General features: G+C 48.4%; 15 protein-coding genes and 1 pseudogene. 14 read left to right on the forward strand and 2 right to left on the reverse strand.

Going from position 1 to position 14,598, the window contains the following annotated elements; all coding sequences use genetic code 11:
- The first annotated feature begins 5 nt into the window (after positions 1-5).
- From HF675_RS04020 to HF675_RS04045, 6 genes are read left to right on the forward strand one after another with little or no spacing between them, the layout of a single operon-like run.
- Entirely contained in the window at positions 6-392 is a 387-nt protein-coding gene (locus tag HF675_RS04020) for a cupin domain-containing protein (protein ID WP_187044096.1), read from the forward strand.
- Positions 385-1,932, forward strand: a complete 1,548-nt coding sequence (locus tag HF675_RS04025) for a class I tRNA ligase family protein (protein ID WP_187044097.1) — start codon at positions 385-387, stop codon at positions 1,930-1,932. Before HF675_RS04020 ends, HF675_RS04025 begins: the two co-directional genes overlap by 8 nt.
- Positions 1,922-2,977, forward strand: coding sequence for an FAD-binding oxidoreductase (locus HF675_RS04030; RefSeq protein ID WP_187044098.1), 1,056 nt, complete (start codon positions 1,922-1,924; stop codon positions 2,975-2,977). Before HF675_RS04025 ends, HF675_RS04030 begins: the two co-directional genes overlap by 11 nt.
- Positions 2,974-4,194, forward strand: coding sequence for an MFS transporter (locus HF675_RS04035; protein ID WP_187044099.1), 1,221 nt, complete (start codon positions 2,974-2,976; stop codon positions 4,192-4,194). The genes HF675_RS04030 and HF675_RS04035 overlap by 4 nt, the downstream gene beginning before the upstream one ends.
- Entirely contained in the window at positions 4,191-5,432 is a 1,242-nt protein-coding gene (locus tag HF675_RS04040) for an ATP-grasp domain-containing protein (RefSeq protein ID WP_187044100.1), read from the forward strand. The genes HF675_RS04035 and HF675_RS04040 overlap by 4 nt, the downstream gene beginning before the upstream one ends.
- Positions 5,429-6,316, forward strand: a complete 888-nt coding sequence (locus tag HF675_RS04045; protein WP_187044101.1) for a hypothetical protein — start codon at positions 5,429-5,431, stop codon at positions 6,314-6,316. Before HF675_RS04040 ends, HF675_RS04045 begins: the two co-directional genes overlap by 4 nt.
- A 253-nt stretch (positions 6,317-6,569) precedes the next feature.
- Here the strand turns inward: HF675_RS04045 and HF675_RS04050 are convergent.
- Positions 6,570-6,741: pseudogene (locus HF675_RS04050) on the reverse strand (DNA polymerase III subunit theta); the annotation flags it as partial.
- 143 nt (positions 6,742-6,884) lie between these two features.
- Between HF675_RS04050 and umuD the strand changes: the two are divergent.
- From umuD to HF675_RS04070, 4 genes are all read left to right on the forward strand, one after another.
- The gene (gene umuD / locus HF675_RS04055) at positions 6,885-7,328 is read left to right on the forward strand and encodes a translesion error-prone DNA polymerase V autoproteolytic subunit (protein ID WP_187044693.1); all 444 of its coding nucleotides are present in this window, start codon (positions 6,885-6,887) and stop codon (positions 7,326-7,328) included.
- 2 nt (positions 7,329-7,330) lie between these two features.
- Complete coding sequence (gene umuC, locus HF675_RS04060; protein WP_187044102.1) at positions 7,331-8,605, forward strand: translesion error-prone DNA polymerase V subunit UmuC; 1,275 nt, start codon at positions 7,331-7,333, stop codon at positions 8,603-8,605.
- A 44-nt stretch (positions 8,606-8,649) separates the two neighbouring features.
- Positions 8,650-9,774 (forward strand): hypothetical protein, encoded by a 1,125-nt coding sequence (locus HF675_RS04065; protein WP_187044103.1) that lies wholly within the window; start codon positions 8,650-8,652, stop codon positions 9,772-9,774.
- Positions 9,775-10,729: 955 nt separating this feature from the next.
- Positions 10,730-11,617, forward strand: a complete 888-nt coding sequence (locus HF675_RS04070; protein ID WP_187044104.1) for an integrase domain-containing protein — start codon at positions 10,730-10,732, stop codon at positions 11,615-11,617.
- A gap of 75 nt (positions 11,618-11,692) precedes the next feature.
- On the opposite strand, the gene HF675_RS04075 is transcribed toward HF675_RS04070, so the two are convergent.
- Entirely contained in the window at positions 11,693-12,415 is a 723-nt protein-coding gene (locus HF675_RS04075; RefSeq protein WP_187044105.1) for a hypothetical protein, read from the reverse strand.
- A 446-nt stretch (positions 12,416-12,861) separates the two neighbouring features.
- On the opposite strand from HF675_RS04075, the gene HF675_RS04080 reads away from it, so the two are divergent.
- The 4 genes from HF675_RS04080 (at position 12,862) to HF675_RS04095 (ending at position 14,576) form a co-directional block, all read left to right on the forward strand.
- Positions 12,862-13,200 (forward strand): hypothetical protein, encoded by a 339-nt coding sequence (locus HF675_RS04080; protein WP_187044106.1) that lies wholly within the window; start codon positions 12,862-12,864, stop codon positions 13,198-13,200.
- Between the two features lie 91 nt (positions 13,201-13,291).
- Positions 13,292-13,585: a hypothetical protein gene (locus HF675_RS04085; protein ID WP_187044107.1), complete on the forward strand. Its 294-nt coding sequence runs from the start codon at positions 13,292-13,294 to the stop codon at positions 13,583-13,585.
- A gap of 135 nt (positions 13,586-13,720) precedes the next feature.
- Positions 13,721-14,101: a hypothetical protein gene (locus HF675_RS04090; RefSeq protein ID WP_187044108.1), complete on the forward strand. Its 381-nt coding sequence runs from the start codon at positions 13,721-13,723 to the stop codon at positions 14,099-14,101.
- Between the two features lie 106 nt (positions 14,102-14,207).
- Positions 14,208-14,576 carry a hypothetical protein gene (locus HF675_RS04095; protein ID WP_187044109.1) on the forward strand — a complete coding sequence of 123 codons (369 nt, stop codon included), beginning with the start codon at positions 14,208-14,210 and terminating at the stop codon, positions 14,574-14,576.
- The last annotated feature ends 22 nt before the right edge of the window (positions 14,577-14,598 follow it).

Genomic DNA, 14,598 nt, shown 5'->3' on the forward strand with positions numbered 1-14,598 from the left:
AATAAATGCATTCCTTCAAACCACTTGATCGCACCACTATGCGATTCGAGAACAATCTGCACGCTCAGCGTTTGATGCCGTGGCCCGAACTGAACGCACCGTTCGAAAGTTCATGGTGTGTTATCGCGCCCGGTGCGGTATCCACACCGCATGAACATCACGAGTACGAGATATTCGTCGCCATTAAAGGCGAGGCCTTCATCGTGTGCGAAGGTGAGAAAACTCGCTTTAAAGCCGGCGACACAGTGCAGTTCCCACCATTCACCCGGCATTGCGTGCTAAATGAAAGCCTTGAACCGTTTGAAATGTACAGCATTTGGTGGGATGCGGAGATGTCTTCGCGTTTTATTCAACGTCACCAACAAAAAAATCAGGTGTTAGGTCATGTCTAAAACCCTCGTTATTGCTCCGCCGCCCACGCCCAATGGCGATCTGCATGTTGGCCACATGGCTGGGCCTTATTTGGCCGGCGATATTTACGCACGCTACTTGCGTCTGATCGGAGAACGTGTCAATTACGCGACCGGTACTGACGACAGTCAAACCTATGTTGTCACCAGCGCCTGCAAGCTGGGTACGTCACCGGAGAATTTGTGCCGTCAGGCTGCCGATGACATCAGACAGAGCCTGAATGATTGGGGGGTTGCGCTGGATGGCTATGCCCAGTTCGACGATGGCTATAAAAAAATGGTGTACGCCTTTTTATCTCCATTGTATGAACAGGGCAAGTTCCGACTAAAAACTGTCAGACTTCCGTACTCGACACTCCGCAATACGTTTATGGTGGAGTCATTCGTATCCGGTGAGTGCCCGATTTGTCTGGCACAGTCCCGTGGTGGATTGTGTGAAAATTGCGGACACCCCAACAACTTTGACGGATTAAAAAATCCGGTGGCAACACTGCCTCCCTATGAATCGTTGGAGTGCAGGGAAACGAAGATCCTGGTGTTCCCGCTTGAAGAGTACAGAGCTGAACTGGAGCGTTATTACAGCGCGAAAAAAGGTATTTGGCGCCCACACATCCTTCAACTGATGACGGAGCTATTCAGTCGTGAATTGATCGATTTCCCAATTACTTACCCCATCACTTGGGGGCTGCCATCACATTTTCCCGGCACCGAAGGACAAGTGATCAACGCCTGGGCTGAAGGAATGCCGGCATCGATGTATTGCAACGCCTGTGGCGAAAACGATACGGCACCGACGGATGCAACCTGGCGTGCAGAAACTGGCAATCGCTTGGCGTATTTCCTCGGCTTCGACAACTCGTATTTTTGGGGAGTCACACATCTTGCTTTGCTGATGGCGCATGAGGGCAAGTACCTGTTGCCTGACACCATCGTGCCTAATGAGTTTTACGAACTGGAAAACGCCAAGTTTTCAACCAGCCGCGGTCATTTGATCTGGGCCCGCGATTTGGTGAAAACCCTGCCTCGCGACTATGCCCGTTTCTACCTTTGCCTGACTAGTCCGGAGCACAACCGGAACAATTTCAGTCGGGATGCCCTCAGTCAAATCCTTAACGAGCGGCTAATTGACGCCTGGAATGCGCTTGTACGGGCATACACTACGCAGCGCTGGGAATTGCGCCTGAATGACGATGAAGGCAATACCCCTCTGCTGGTTGACACCATGAATCAGCGCCTGACTCTGACTTGTCGTCTCGAAACGTTCAGTCAAAGCCGGCTGGCAGATTGGTGTCTGCACCATATTGGTCGCTTGCAGGAACTGGTTGCGGGGGAAAGCGACATCAGCTTGAAGGCGATCAATCAACAATTGCGGGTACTTGTCGACGGACTGGGGTTGATCATGATTGATCTTCACCACGCTATAGTGAATACCAACCCGCTGAACGGCAGTGAACAATGGGTCTTGCCAGAGCTGTCGCCGATCACCACTTTTTTCACCAAGAGTGGGTCACATGCGTCCTAACATCGCCATCATCGGTGCCGGTATTACCGGCGTCATGACCGCGCTGGCTTGCGCTCGTAAGGGCGCAAGCGTTGAGCTGTATGATGCCGCGGCAATTCCGAACGCCACCAATCTGTCGTGGGCGCATGGTCGCCTGTGGAAACATGTACACGAAAACAATGCCGCGTTGCAATCGCTGGCAGCCCACTCGCTTACTTTCTGGCGCCAATTCATCGGCACTGGCCATAAGACGTTTGGTTGCCAGACACAATCCATTCGTGTGGTAGATGACGCTGACTGTCGTCGCTTAGCGCAGCTTTATGACACCTTGTCGATAGGTTACGACATTCAGGATCCTGTGTTGTCGGTACAAAACAGCCTGTTGCGCTTGCCCAAAGCCAATCGGCGGATATTTGTCGGCCATGATGCCATTCTCCTCGATGCACAAAAGGTATATGCACATTTGTGTCAGGCGTTGGCAAACACAGATACGATCGTGTTGAAACCGCATACGCGCGTGGAGCTCAACACCATTCGAGAGGGGAGACATTTTAGCGTTAACGGCGAGCGTAAAAGTTACACTGCAGTGATTTGCACGGCGAGTCGCCCTCTCATCCGACACATTAGCCGATCAGGTTCCGTTCCGGTACCGCAATACCAGGTACACCTTGACGTGCACCTCAACGATGCCCGGGCGTACTTGTTAAAGCCAGTGCTGACGATGGGGGATGAGCATCGTTCATGGTGTGTGCCGTCGCCGGAGCGCCGGGTGCTGAAAGTGAGCGCAAGTCGATTTTCCTACCCGATGCCACCAGACAGTAACGGCCTGCAGGCGTGTAAGCAGTATTTGCTTGACCGGTTGCGCGTCAAATATGACCAGGTGGATGTTGCCGTATCGCCCTACTTTGAATTGCCGACTGAAAAGCGGCAAAACACCGCTTATTGGGGTCGGCATGACATCACCGGATGCATTGCCGTTGAAGCGTGCGATGCCTCTATTTTCAAGATCGCCCCGGCGTTGTCCGAGCAGATCAGTCAGTATGTCATTCACGGAGTTAACGAATGAGCAATGAAACCATTTTGCTGAACGTCACTACTCGCCAGATCAGCAAAAGAAACGAAAACTTAATCCTTGCCGCGTCGCTGGTTTCCACCCTGGGAAGTGGGATACTCACCATCGCCAACGCGCTGATCATTTCACAGAGTATGGGAACGGCGAAAGCCGTGGGCACACTGTTCATCCTGATCGCATTGCCGCAAGCTTTCTTCTCGGTGTTGTTCGGCAAGTTGTCCGATACCTGTGACAGAAAGAAGATCTGCATTATCACCAACGTGGTCAATGCGGTCATCGTCATTGGTGTTTTAGCCGGCATCAATACATTCACCGATCCCTCGATGGTCATTTTTGTCTGCAGTTTTATGCTGTCCATGACGATGGCCATGTTCTTCCCGGCCAATAACGCCATCATCAAAGACTCTGTAGAGTCGAGCAGAATGGCTGCATTCAATGCCAAACTCGAAATGGCGGTGCAAATCGGTGCTTTGACATCGGTAGCTATCGGTGGGTTCCTCATTCAACTAATTGGTGTGGATTTCGTGTTTGTGCTGAACGCCATCACCTTCTTCGTCGGTGCAGTGCTGTTTTTCATGCTGGTGCCTCGTGGACAGGAGTCTGATGAGATGTCCGAAGGCGACACTCCCTCAGAATCTGTACCGGGGGCAACCGTGTCTGCCGTAAGAAAACCTTGGCTGATGTTGCTGTATGGCGTCGGCAACATCATTGTAACGGTCAGCAATATGCTGTTGGTGCTGTTGGTCACTAAACACTTCGCCTCCGGCGCCGGCGTTTTGGGCGTGGTTGACGCGCTGGCCGGCGTGGGGGTGGCCATCGCCGCCGCCATGACACCGTTCCTGCAGAAGCGTTTTTCCTTACTGACGATAGTTATGTTCGGCTACGTGGCGAATGCGGTATTTATCGCCCTGCAGCCGCAATTTACGCTGCCGTGGCTGATGGTCTTCTTCCCGCTTGGCGCGGTGTGTTTTGGTCTGGCGCGCATCTCGTGCCGCACTCTGATGTTCAACACCATCCCTTCTCATTACACCGGCCGTTTCTTCGGCTTCAGCAACGCGATTGGACTGACGTCAGCCGTCGTATTGACCTACGCCATTGGCGAGCTGGTCGATAGCACCACAGTACTTGCCGGATATGTGGCGCTGGCACTGGCGGTGGCCTTCCTAGCGCTTCTGGCATCAACCCTGGTCTTTAAAGGAAAAACAAAATGAAATTATTGGCGATTGAAGTCGGGCAATTTGGCGATTACTACAATTCGCGTTACCAACAGGTGGAGCAGTACGGTATTGAACTGTATGTCCTGTCCGGGTTGGCTGACAGCGATCACTGGCATGCCGGGCGGTTTTTTATTTCCAACAGTATGAATATCAATGACTTGACCTCACTTGCCGCTCAGCTGCATCAGGATTTTCACTTTGACGGGGTGTTCACTTTCGCGGAAAACAGCGTGATCGCCACGGCTATAATCGCCGACGCACTGCAACTGCCGAGCATCTCGGTCGAGGCTGCGGTAAAAAGTCGCAACAAGATCGCTATGCGCGAAGCCCACCGGGCCGGGCAGGCCCCTCACCCAGAATTTCGTTTGACATCGGCGCTGCCTGAAGCACTGGAAGCGGCGACTGCACTCGGTTATCCGGTGATCCTCAAGCCTACACTGGGTTCGGCCAGTCAGTTTGTCTATCGTGTCGACACACCTGAGCAAATGGCTGAGTTCTTTCCTAAGGCCTTGATCGGCATCTCAGAAATGAGCCAGTTTAAAAATGAAGGGATCACGGATGTGCTGGGCCTCAACTCGTTGCTGGTAGAGTCGTATCTGGATGGGCGTGAATTCCTGATCGAGGCCTATATTTGGGACGGTGTCACGGTGCTGGGCTCCATCGTCGATCGTGTCACGCTGGAAGGAAACTCATTTGATGATGATGTTCATCACACGCCGACCGATCTTGATGGCTTGGAGCTGAAGCGTGTGCACGAAGCGGTGCATGCCGGCGCCGTGGCTCAGGGACTGACGCGCAGTGTGATGCACGCTGAGATCCGATTCCATCAGGGGGAGCCTTATATCGTAGAGATTGCCGCCCGGCCCGGTGGTGGCGGACTTGATTTTATGGCCCGGATCTCTGCTGGCTATTGCCCAATAAAAGCGGTCATTGATATGGCTATTGGGCGGAAGCCGGACTACCTGTGTTATGCACCAACCGGTAAACATACGTTCGCGCTTTGCCTGATCTCTGCGCCAGGGCGCATTGACACCATCAGCGTCCCCGAACACATCATGCAGGATCCGAACACCTTCATGCTGAAAATCATTTCGCCGCTCGGTAGTGTCATCAAACGCCCGCCGTTGGGGAACGACATTATCGGTTTCTTGGGCGTTAAGGGTGACAGCCGACAAGAGACAGAAGAGAAAGCCATGAATTACAGCCAGCAAGTGGTTGTGACGACACGATGAAAAAAATCGGATTGGCGATTGCGTTAGGGAAAGATGCCAATAGCCATACTCAAACCTTTATTGAGGCTATTAATTATAGCCTCAAGTATTTCCCTGAATTCAAAAAAAACACGTTGAAAATTGTCAACGATGAAAAATCGAAAACAGGAGGAGAACGTGCCGCTATTGAATTAATTGAATGGGGTGCAGAGGTGGTTGTTGGTCATTTTTCCAGTTTTGCAGCACTGGCGGCATTACCATTATACGTCCGTCAATCCATCCCTTTGATATTACCGGCCTCGACAGCATGTGAGTTTTACGAGTTCAACAAAATTAACAAAACCGAGGTGTTGAAATACCAAAAAGATGATGCAGCCTTGATGGCCTATTGCATTGATGACAGCATTATTAACAGTCAGGGCGGAAACGTTTATGCGGTGGTGCAGAATAACCCTTATGCAAATCGGATGATGGGCCACTTCCCTCAATTGGTCGATGTTCGGATTATCCGAGAACTACCTGCTCGAGCCGAAAAAGGAGACACGTTTATTATCATTGGATTCAGTGAGTTTGCGTCGAGCATCATCAAACAACTGTCTCAAACACAGGTCTATAGGATCCTGCTGGTTGATGACTCAGATAGTGTTGAAGCACATAAATCATGTATTCTACGGCCTCAACGACTGTCGCGTGTTCGCTCGGTATCACATATTTCTCAGCATAGTATGAAACGCCCGTACTGGAACGAAACTTTGCTCGCACTATCGCTGGCTAGCGGCATTACGCCGCAGCCCGAAGCTGCAAACGGAGGGAGATTAAGTTTCAATACCTACCTTGGATTACAGGACTTCGATAAGCACAACTGCTACGACGATTGCATACTGATATCCGAAGATGTGGACTAGACAATGAGCACGAAAGAATGGTTTGGCATCGTTCTCTTATTAATGTATTGGAAACAGGTAACACATTACTGTTAGGTACGACATCTTTGAAATAGGTAAAGCGTATCTATCAGCCTAGAGTGAAGGAATCTAGAGAGGAAAAGGGCTGGCTAAAATTAATGCCTCATGTGTCATGATTGGTAAAAAAAGTGATCATGATGTACAAAGATGTCCGATATTAAACTGCCCTTTTTCTGCACTCAGTGATGGGGTGACGCTCTTTGAAGTATGCCCACAAGTACTTAGGGTGTTTAGCTTTAACCAACTCAGTGAGCTCTGGCATAATTGTAGCGTTCCTTGAAGGCAACGTCGCCGGCAGCCAGGTCGACGTTCACCTTACCCATATCCTCTTTGGACAAGTTGGCCAGGTTGCATGAGTGGGTCATCGTCAGGCCTCCATATTTCTCAATTTCTCATTGTAACTCATCGCTTTGCTGCTCCTGCCTGATTTCTCCCTTGTCATAGTAAAATTCTTATTATTATACTGTATGTATGAACAGTTTATTCATAAAGGTGAGCTATGTATCTGATGGCTTATACCGCCCTTGAAATGCAAGCAGACCCGCAGAAGAAGAGGGCCGGTGTCCCGATTTTTGGTGACGGGGTATCGTGTGGCTTCCCGTCGCCGGCGCAGGACTATGTCGAAAAACGCCTGTCGCTGGATGACTTCTTTATCCACTACCCGGAGAGCACATACCTGGTTCGTGCCGAGGGTGATTCGATGCGGAACGCCGGCATTCGTGACGGAGATCTTCTAGTTGTCGAGTGCATTCGCCAGGCGCGCCACGGTGACATTGTTATTGCGGCCGTTGACGGTGAGTTCACCTGTAAACGACTCCAGTTGCTGCCGATGCCGGCATTGCTGCCGGCCAATCCGGAATATTCACCGATCCCCCTGACGGAGGATGTCGACACCGTAGTGTTTGGAGTTGTACGCCATCTCGTCCACAGCTTTAAATCACGGGATTCCTGACCATGTTTGCCCTGGTTGATGTCAACAGCTTCTATGCATCCTGCGAGACCGTATTTCGGCCGGATCTAAGGGGGAAACCAGTCGTGGTTTTGTCCAACAATGACAGCTGTATTATTGCGCGATCGGCTGCCGCCAAACGGCTCGGATACAAAATGGGGGACCCCTGGTTCAAGGTGGCCAGGGAGGCCGAGCGCAGAGGCGTAGTGGCCTTTTCCAGCAATTATAGTCTGTATTCTGACATGTCTGACAGAGTCATGACTATTTTGCAGCAACTGACCCCTCGCGTCGAAATATACAGTATTGATGAGGCATTCTGTGATCTCACTGGGATGAGAAGGCTGACCGCGCTGGATGAGTTCGGCCAGCAGCTGCGTGAGCAGATACGGCGCCGCACGCATCTGACAGTGGGAGTCGGGATCGCACCGACGAAGACGCTGGCCAAGCTGGCCCAGTACGCCAGTAAACGTTGGCCAGCGACAAAGGGGGTCGTTGACTTGAGTTGCCGGCAGCGCCAGGAAAAGCTGATGGCCCTGGTGCCGGTAGAGGAAGTCTGGGGGATTGGGAGGCAGTTGGCCAAAAAGCTGCAGCTGATGGGTATCGATACTGCGCTGAAACTTTCCAGACTCTCGCCGGTATTCGCACGCAAAAACTTTTCCGTTGTGGTTGAAAGGACCGTTCGGGAGCTAAACGGAATATCTTGCCTGGGCCTGGAGGAGTTTGCGGCGCCTAAAGAACAGATCATTTGTTCCCGTTCTTTTGGTGAAAAACCAACAGATGAGGACAGCGTGCACCAGGCAATTTGCGCACATGCTGAGCGTGCAGCTGAAAAGCTACGGGCTGAGCACCAGTATTGCAAGAGGATCAGTGTTTTTGTCAGCACCAGCCCATTTGCTGAAAATGAGGTGTTTTATAAGAACCAGGCTTCAACTGAATTAGCCGTCGCAACTCAGGATACCAGGGCTATAATTGGGGCGGCAGTCAAAGCGTTAGAGGCCGTATTTATTTCGGGGCATCGTTATCATCGGGCAGGTGTTATGCTTAGTGATTTTCGCAGCAGTGCTGTGTCACAACTGACGTTATTTGACGATTTCAAACTACATCGAAATAGCGATAAGTTAATGACATTGCTGGATGGGTTGAACAACTCAGGGAAGACGAAGGTATGGTTTGCAGGACAAGGGATGCATAATGACGATCCTGGTTGGAAAATGCGTAGAGAGAAGTTGTCTCCTGCCTTTACAACCAGATACTCAGACATCCCAAAAGTTAGTTGCTAATATATAGCCGCTAAGTAAATTGTTATACATAAGAGGTTGGATCAATGAAGAGTAGGGAAACGGTACTAAGGCCTAATAAAATCATTTATTTGCAGTATGTATTCCTTTTTGGGGTTGCTATTTCCTGTCTTTTTTCTTCTGAATCAGGATGGTTTTCAGTATTTATATTTATAAATATGTTTGGTTTTGTTGTATCGATAATGACTCCATCCGCTAGGCTAATGACTAGGAAGTTTCTCGAAAGAAGAGTTCGTAAAAATAGAATAAAAATATCCAGGTATGAGAGTTCTCTTTTATGTTTGTATGCTGCAACCGTGCTTATGGTTGTTTATTTGATGCTGACTGAATGTTACTTGATTTATGATTACCCACTAGGTATTTTGTTTGTTTCTGTTTTCTTAATGATTGTTTCTGCTTATTTGTATATATTAAACCCAAAGGGGGAGGTGGATGACTCTAAAAAGCGGGTTATTTGGGTGGCAAGAATTATCTCTTTGGTTATTGTTTACTGTATTTATTCTTTCTCAAAATACAAAACAATGGAGTATATGGATGTAACATATGAATTCGCATCGTCAAGAATAATTACATATGTATTTTTTATTGTTGCTCTGGCTTTTCTTTTGTTTTTGCTCTCTGGTTTTATCTATATTTTTATTATATGTTTCGAAAATAAATCAGTGGAGGGGATGTTTACTGGAAAGAACGGGAAGGTGCATTATTTCTTGCGGGCCCGGTATGATGCTTTGCCTATTGCATTCCCATTGGCCGTATTGATTGTTCTAATTTCCATTCACCTGGTGAAGCATAAGAATGAAGTTGAAACTTCCTTCATGAAGGAGTCAATCGAGTTAGATTCCTCTGCTAGGTTTTATTGTGGTGGGGAGTACAAAACATTTCGTCGCGGATTGACAGCGAGATTTGTTAAAGTTACCGATAATGATTATAGGGCTTTCATTTTTAATGGTGAAAAAATAGAAGCATACAGACTTTCATGCATAGATGCTTATCCATATTACAAACTTAACTATATCCTACATGATGAGGTTGATGTAAGAGTACAAATGAGAGTCGATGAGTTAATTACTGATATTAATCATATTCATACGGGGAAGTCCAAAAAAGGTAAAGAACCACTGTTTTCATCTTATTCAACATCAAAAAATTGAATGAAAATAGATATGGGTAATTGACTGTAATCAGGAGGATCGCTTACCCTAGCCGAGCTGTATCGTCGTCCTCGGACGACCATCCAATGTCTCAGCACTCTGTGAGAGACGCCTTCGGGTGAGTGCCATCCAATGTTTCATGTGACCTGTGAGAAACGCCTTCGGGTGGTCACAATATCCTCGTAGCCTGGAAGAGGATGCCCATGTGGCGGTACCTCCGTTTACCCTTTGAGAACGGAGATCACGACTGTGATGAAGGTTCATTAACGACTCAACCGCGCCAGTCCTGGTACGGTTCCTTTCACCAATAACGTATGTATTACGTCTTTCAGCGATAAAGCTCGCCACGGCGAGGTTTTACGCTTCAACGTTTTGATTCTTTTATCTTTTATGACGTGTTGCTGACGATGCGACTTTTGAACGCACGTATAAGGCCATTTGGTACATTTGGCCGCTTACGTGAGTATCATTAGGAGCAGAGGAGCGCGCGTCACTTGTGAAGTGGCGAAGACACTACCAAGTGACGCGCGTAGCGCATAACGTCTCAACCCACGCACGACGTGGCTTTCAACGTTTTACTACCATCTGACCAACACGTAGTCCGTGTCAGTACGGTTTTAAACACTCATTCACTTCAACGTAATTACGACGGAAAACACCGTTTTGAACGTTTCACTATCTAAAAGGAGGAAATCGACTCGGTATCGATGGCGACACTACGAACAGTAGTGTGTGGAAGCAGTCTGACGAACGTCAGCCCGGCGTAAGCCGCGAACAGGTCAGAGACCTGGGGAGCTTCGAAATAACTCAACATTTCGCCGCCCCGATGCACAGATACCAGTCGAGACGCAGGAAGCGCAAAAGTAACCGTGTCGTCGGGGTTGAAATTATCGGGATACAGATCCGTCTGCTTTGTGGAAAGCAGAGGGGTGTGTATCCCGTGGGAGGAGAAGTTATGTCAAAGCTCAGCAAGCAGCTGGTTACGCTCGCCCGCCAGGGACGAGGAAGTTTTAAAACTGTCGCAGACCGTTCGAGAATAGCAGAGCGTTTTTCTGAACGCCTTGCAAAATTAAATATCCAAATCCGTGATGTAAAACACGTCAAGACGTCTCATATCGAAAAGTATATTAGTAGCCGTATGGCTGAAGATATATCAAAACGCACACTTCAAAATGAAATGGCAGCGGTACGTTCGATCATGTCAGTTGCAGGACGGAATAAACTTGCTGATCCTTCGCATGAGAAATTGAGTAACCAGGCATTAGGTATCTCAGGGGCAAGTCGCGACGGAACTAAAACAGCGCTTCCGGATGATAAGTTGGCCGCAATTGTTAGCTATGCGTTTAAAAAAGATGAGGGCGTAGCAATAGGTGTGCAGTTGTCCCGTTACCTGGGATTGAGAACAGAAGAAACAGTCCAGTCTGCCAAGTCACTAAAAACCTGGAAGCAGGCCATTTTGAATGGCAATGATAGGGTTAAGGTCATTTTCGGGACGAAAGGGGGGCGGGCCCGGGAAACAACAGTATTTAATCGCGAGAAGGTCTTGTCCATTTTGAATAAGGCGATAAAGCATTGTAGTGAGAATAGAGGGAAGCTGATTGATAAGCCATCTCTGCATACGGCAATAGAGCGATACAGAAATATCGTACGTGAGGCTGGTATGACTGGAAAGGATGCGCCCCATAGTTTGAGATATGCCTATGCCAGGGATGCTGTAACGCATCACGTTAAAAATGGCATGAGCAGAGAGGAAGCAAATGCATTGGTCTCGATGGATTTAGGTCACGGGGATGGTCGGGGACGTTATATTCGACAAGTCTATTTTAAAAATGATATTGAGTAAGTAGTGTTAAACGGTCGCAGCTCACACAGGGCTGCGACCTCTAAAATGTAATTCTAAATGGATAATGTTGCTGTCTTAATTACTGTATTTTTCCACTTCTTTATTTAAACTTGCAATATAGCGCTCAATTTCATTTGTGATGTCACTTAGAAAGTTATCTTTTAATAATACACCACCAAAATCATTTACGGTGATTAAAGAGTTTGACATGGCCCTGTTTAATGCATTTATCGTTCGCTTTTCACTAGGGGTTTTCTTTGTGGACTTATTGATGATTTGTTTATATTCAGTATAAATACCATCTCCGTGAGCCATAATGTTACGGAGTATTGTAAGATGGTCGACATCAACAATACCTTTTGCTCCAATCCCCTTCTTTAGAACCTGATGCGTTTTTTCCAGAGTTCCTTTTTCTAGCTTTTCAGTATAACCACATAAATCAAGCATCAGTTTTACGCATTCATTCATACGGTGTTCGAAAAGACCATAGATTGTAAGAAATGCTGAGCGTCGAGTGAGTTGGGTAATTAAATATATATATTCATTTTTTACTTCATCACGATCGAGACCAATACATGATCCGTAAGTGTAACAGGTTCGTTCAAAGGTGTAAGGCACTCCATGTTCATCTTCTCCATAATCATCATACACCTCTTCTAATACAGCATCAGGCTTACAGACCTCATCTACAGCTCGTTTGATATTGTATTCAGCCTGTTCTGCCAGCATTTTCATAACAGATATTGCTGATGTTGCATCCCAAAGTTCAACACAAAATCTATTTCTAAGTTTTGCCATAATTATATCCTTCTAAGTTTAATGGCAGGTTAACCAGAGATTATTGGAAAATTTAATCATTTTTGTATCCCATTAGTAATGTAAGAGTATATCGTTTATCTGGGGGGTTGACACATCTCAGATTTGCTCTGAAAATGAACAGGCTTACTCGTTGTCTTCGGACAACCAGCCAATGCTTCAGCACTCTGTGAGAAGCGCCTTCGGGTGAGTGCCAACCAAAGTTTCAGCGGTCTGTGAGAAATGCCTTCGGGTGACTGCAAATAGCCTCGTAGCCTGAAAGAGGAAGCCCCAGTGGCGGTAACCCTGTTTAACCTTTGAGAACAGGGATCACTTAACGGTGATGAAGGTAATGACAGATGTACTGACGATTGCGATTACCGCAGTCCAATCCCCCGGGGAGATACCTTCCCCTCGGGCTGGTGTCTCTTCATTACAGGAGATACACCATGTCTGCTTTTACTTCTTCAGCTGTTCCTGATTTCATCTCAACCCTGCACCGTGTCATAACGACCGTCCAGCGAATATCTTTTCGCATGGCGCCGCCGCGGTTTACTGACTGGTACGTCAATGCAGCAGGTAATTTTGCCGTTCGCGCGCATGTTATCTGCAGTGATGATGGTTCGGTCAACGCGGTACTGACGTTCCGCAAGGGTTGGTACAAAGGTGAATATACCTACGTAAGCACCCGTGTTGCGTTGCCTTGCAAACATACCGAGCGCAGAAAGGCCTACCGGCTCGCCTGTCAGCAGGCCGAGCATCTGGCCAGGCTGCGTTACCGATTCTAAAGCGCTTGCTTTAACCACTTATACCCTGACGGGGATTTATACCCGTCTGGGGATAGATCCTCCGCTTCAACATTTGAAAGAGGATTATCCTATGAATGGTATTTCACTTGTCACCGCCGACAGTAATGAATGGCATTACATGTGGGCAGAATTAGCCAAACGGGCAGCAAACCGTGAACTGCCGGATCCCACTATCGCTGAGAATTTTGGTGAAGTGTGGCAGTACATGGAGACGCAAGAAGTTAGCTCATTTTGGTTGGGAAAACGCCTGTTCCATTGTTTCATGCATAGGCTGCATCCAGTCAAAGGGGCTGAATATCGGCTCAAGATACCGGCAAGCCGGGGTTTTGAATCTGCTGATTTGCAGCCTGCTTTTCAACGTTAGGGCTCGCCTGTCAGCAGGCCGAGCATTTGGCCAGACTGCGTTACCGTTTTTAAAGCGGTCGCTTTAACCCCCCTATACCCTGACGGGATTTACTCCCGTTCAGGGGGTAAATCCATCTTACAAGAGGATTTACCGATGAATACGCACATTAACTTCCGCACGAATGTTTTCGACCTCAAGACATCACAGGACGTGCTTTTCTACCTTTGCGCTATTGAAGGTGAACTGTATACCGCAAGAGCCTATCGACGACTCGGGCTCGATCAGGAGCGGGATGAACCTCGTGAACTGACCGACCTGGAGAATAAGGTTATCAGTATTGGTGAGGCTTTCGGGTTCTTTCTCTACTACCTGCAGAGGGATAGATTGCCGACGTTGTCTGATGCTGGCCGGGAAGTCTTGAGCAACCTGGACAGTCTTGGCAACGACGCCCACAAAGAAGCGTGGGCGTGGAGTTTGTCCTACGGCAAGGTTAACGGTGAGGCTGATGAGGCCATTGCGGCGCTCGGTTTCTGAATTTGAAAACAATGACATTGCGACGGCTATACCGTGGTCGACGCCCAACCCTGTCGGGGATTTATTCCCGCCAGGGGATAAATCCCCCACGTGCGAGGATTTATCCATGAATACCACTATCGATTACCTGAAAACCCCTCTCGATATGCTGCGCTACCTGTGCCTGCTCGAAAGCGAGCTGATGAGCGCCCGAGCGTTCCATCGGCTTGGTTTTGATGTGGAGCGCGATCCGGCAAGCGGTATGACGCTCGTTGAGGTTGCCGTTCATAGCGCCGGCTTTGCGTTTGGGTATTTCCTGTTTGCTCTGCAGAAGAGCGGGTTACCTGCACTTCCCGAAACCGGAAAGGATGTGATGAATGTCCTGGACAAAATAGGGAAGGAAGTTAACGCGTCAGTCTGGGAGCGCGCTGTGGCGGAGGGTAAACGTGACAGAGAGTCTGACGAAGTGATTGCTGCGCTCGATACAGCGTATTGAGGTACGGCGATTTGCGTAACAC

The organism is Serratia sp. JUb9 (genome assembly GCF_014298095.1).
In the GTDB taxonomy this organism is placed as follows: Bacteria; Pseudomonadota; Gammaproteobacteria; order Enterobacterales; family Enterobacteriaceae; genus Serratia_B; species Serratia_B rhizosphaerae.

Bases quoted from the DNA above. Each gene is read 5' to 3' on its own strand.
- HF675_RS04075 (WP_187044105.1), bottom strand. From the start codon at position 12,415: ATGGCAAAACTTAGAAATAGATTTTGTGTTGAACTTTGGGATGCAACA.
- umuC (WP_187044102.1), top strand. From the start codon at position 7,331: ATGTTTGCCCTGGTTGATGTCAACAGCTTCTATGCATCCTGCGAGACC.
- HF675_RS04065 (WP_187044103.1), top strand. From the start codon at position 8,650: ATGAAGAGTAGGGAAACGGTACTAAGGCCTAATAAAATCATTTATTTG.
- HF675_RS04085 (WP_187044107.1), top strand. From the start codon at position 13,292: ATGAATGGTATTTCACTTGTCACCGCCGACAGTAATGAATGGCATTAC.
- HF675_RS04070 (WP_187044104.1), top strand. From the start codon at position 10,730: ATGTCAAAGCTCAGCAAGCAGCTGGTTACGCTCGCCCGCCAGGGACGA.
- HF675_RS04030 (WP_187044098.1), top strand. From the start codon at position 1,922: ATGCGTCCTAACATCGCCATCATCGGTGCCGGTATTACCGGCGTCATG.
- HF675_RS04020 (WP_187044096.1), top strand. From the start codon at position 6: ATGCATTCCTTCAAACCACTTGATCGCACCACTATGCGATTCGAGAAC.
- HF675_RS04090 (WP_187044108.1), top strand. From the start codon at position 13,721: ATGAATACGCACATTAACTTCCGCACGAATGTTTTCGACCTCAAGACA.
- HF675_RS04040 (WP_187044100.1), top strand. From the start codon at position 4,191: ATGAAATTATTGGCGATTGAAGTCGGGCAATTTGGCGATTACTACAAT.
- HF675_RS04045 (WP_187044101.1), top strand. From the start codon at position 5,429: ATGAAAAAAATCGGATTGGCGATTGCGTTAGGGAAAGATGCCAATAGC.
- HF675_RS04035 (WP_187044099.1), top strand. From the start codon at position 2,974: ATGAGCAATGAAACCATTTTGCTGAACGTCACTACTCGCCAGATCAGC.
- umuD (WP_187044693.1), top strand. From the start codon at position 6,885: ATGGCTTATACCGCCCTTGAAATGCAAGCAGACCCGCAGAAGAAGAGG.
- HF675_RS04080 (WP_187044106.1), top strand. From the start codon at position 12,862: ATGTCTGCTTTTACTTCTTCAGCTGTTCCTGATTTCATCTCAACCCTG.
- HF675_RS04025 (WP_187044097.1), top strand. From the start codon at position 385: ATGTCTAAAACCCTCGTTATTGCTCCGCCGCCCACGCCCAATGGCGAT.
- HF675_RS04095 (WP_187044109.1), top strand. From the start codon at position 14,208: ATGAATACCACTATCGATTACCTGAAAACCCCTCTCGATATGCTGCGC.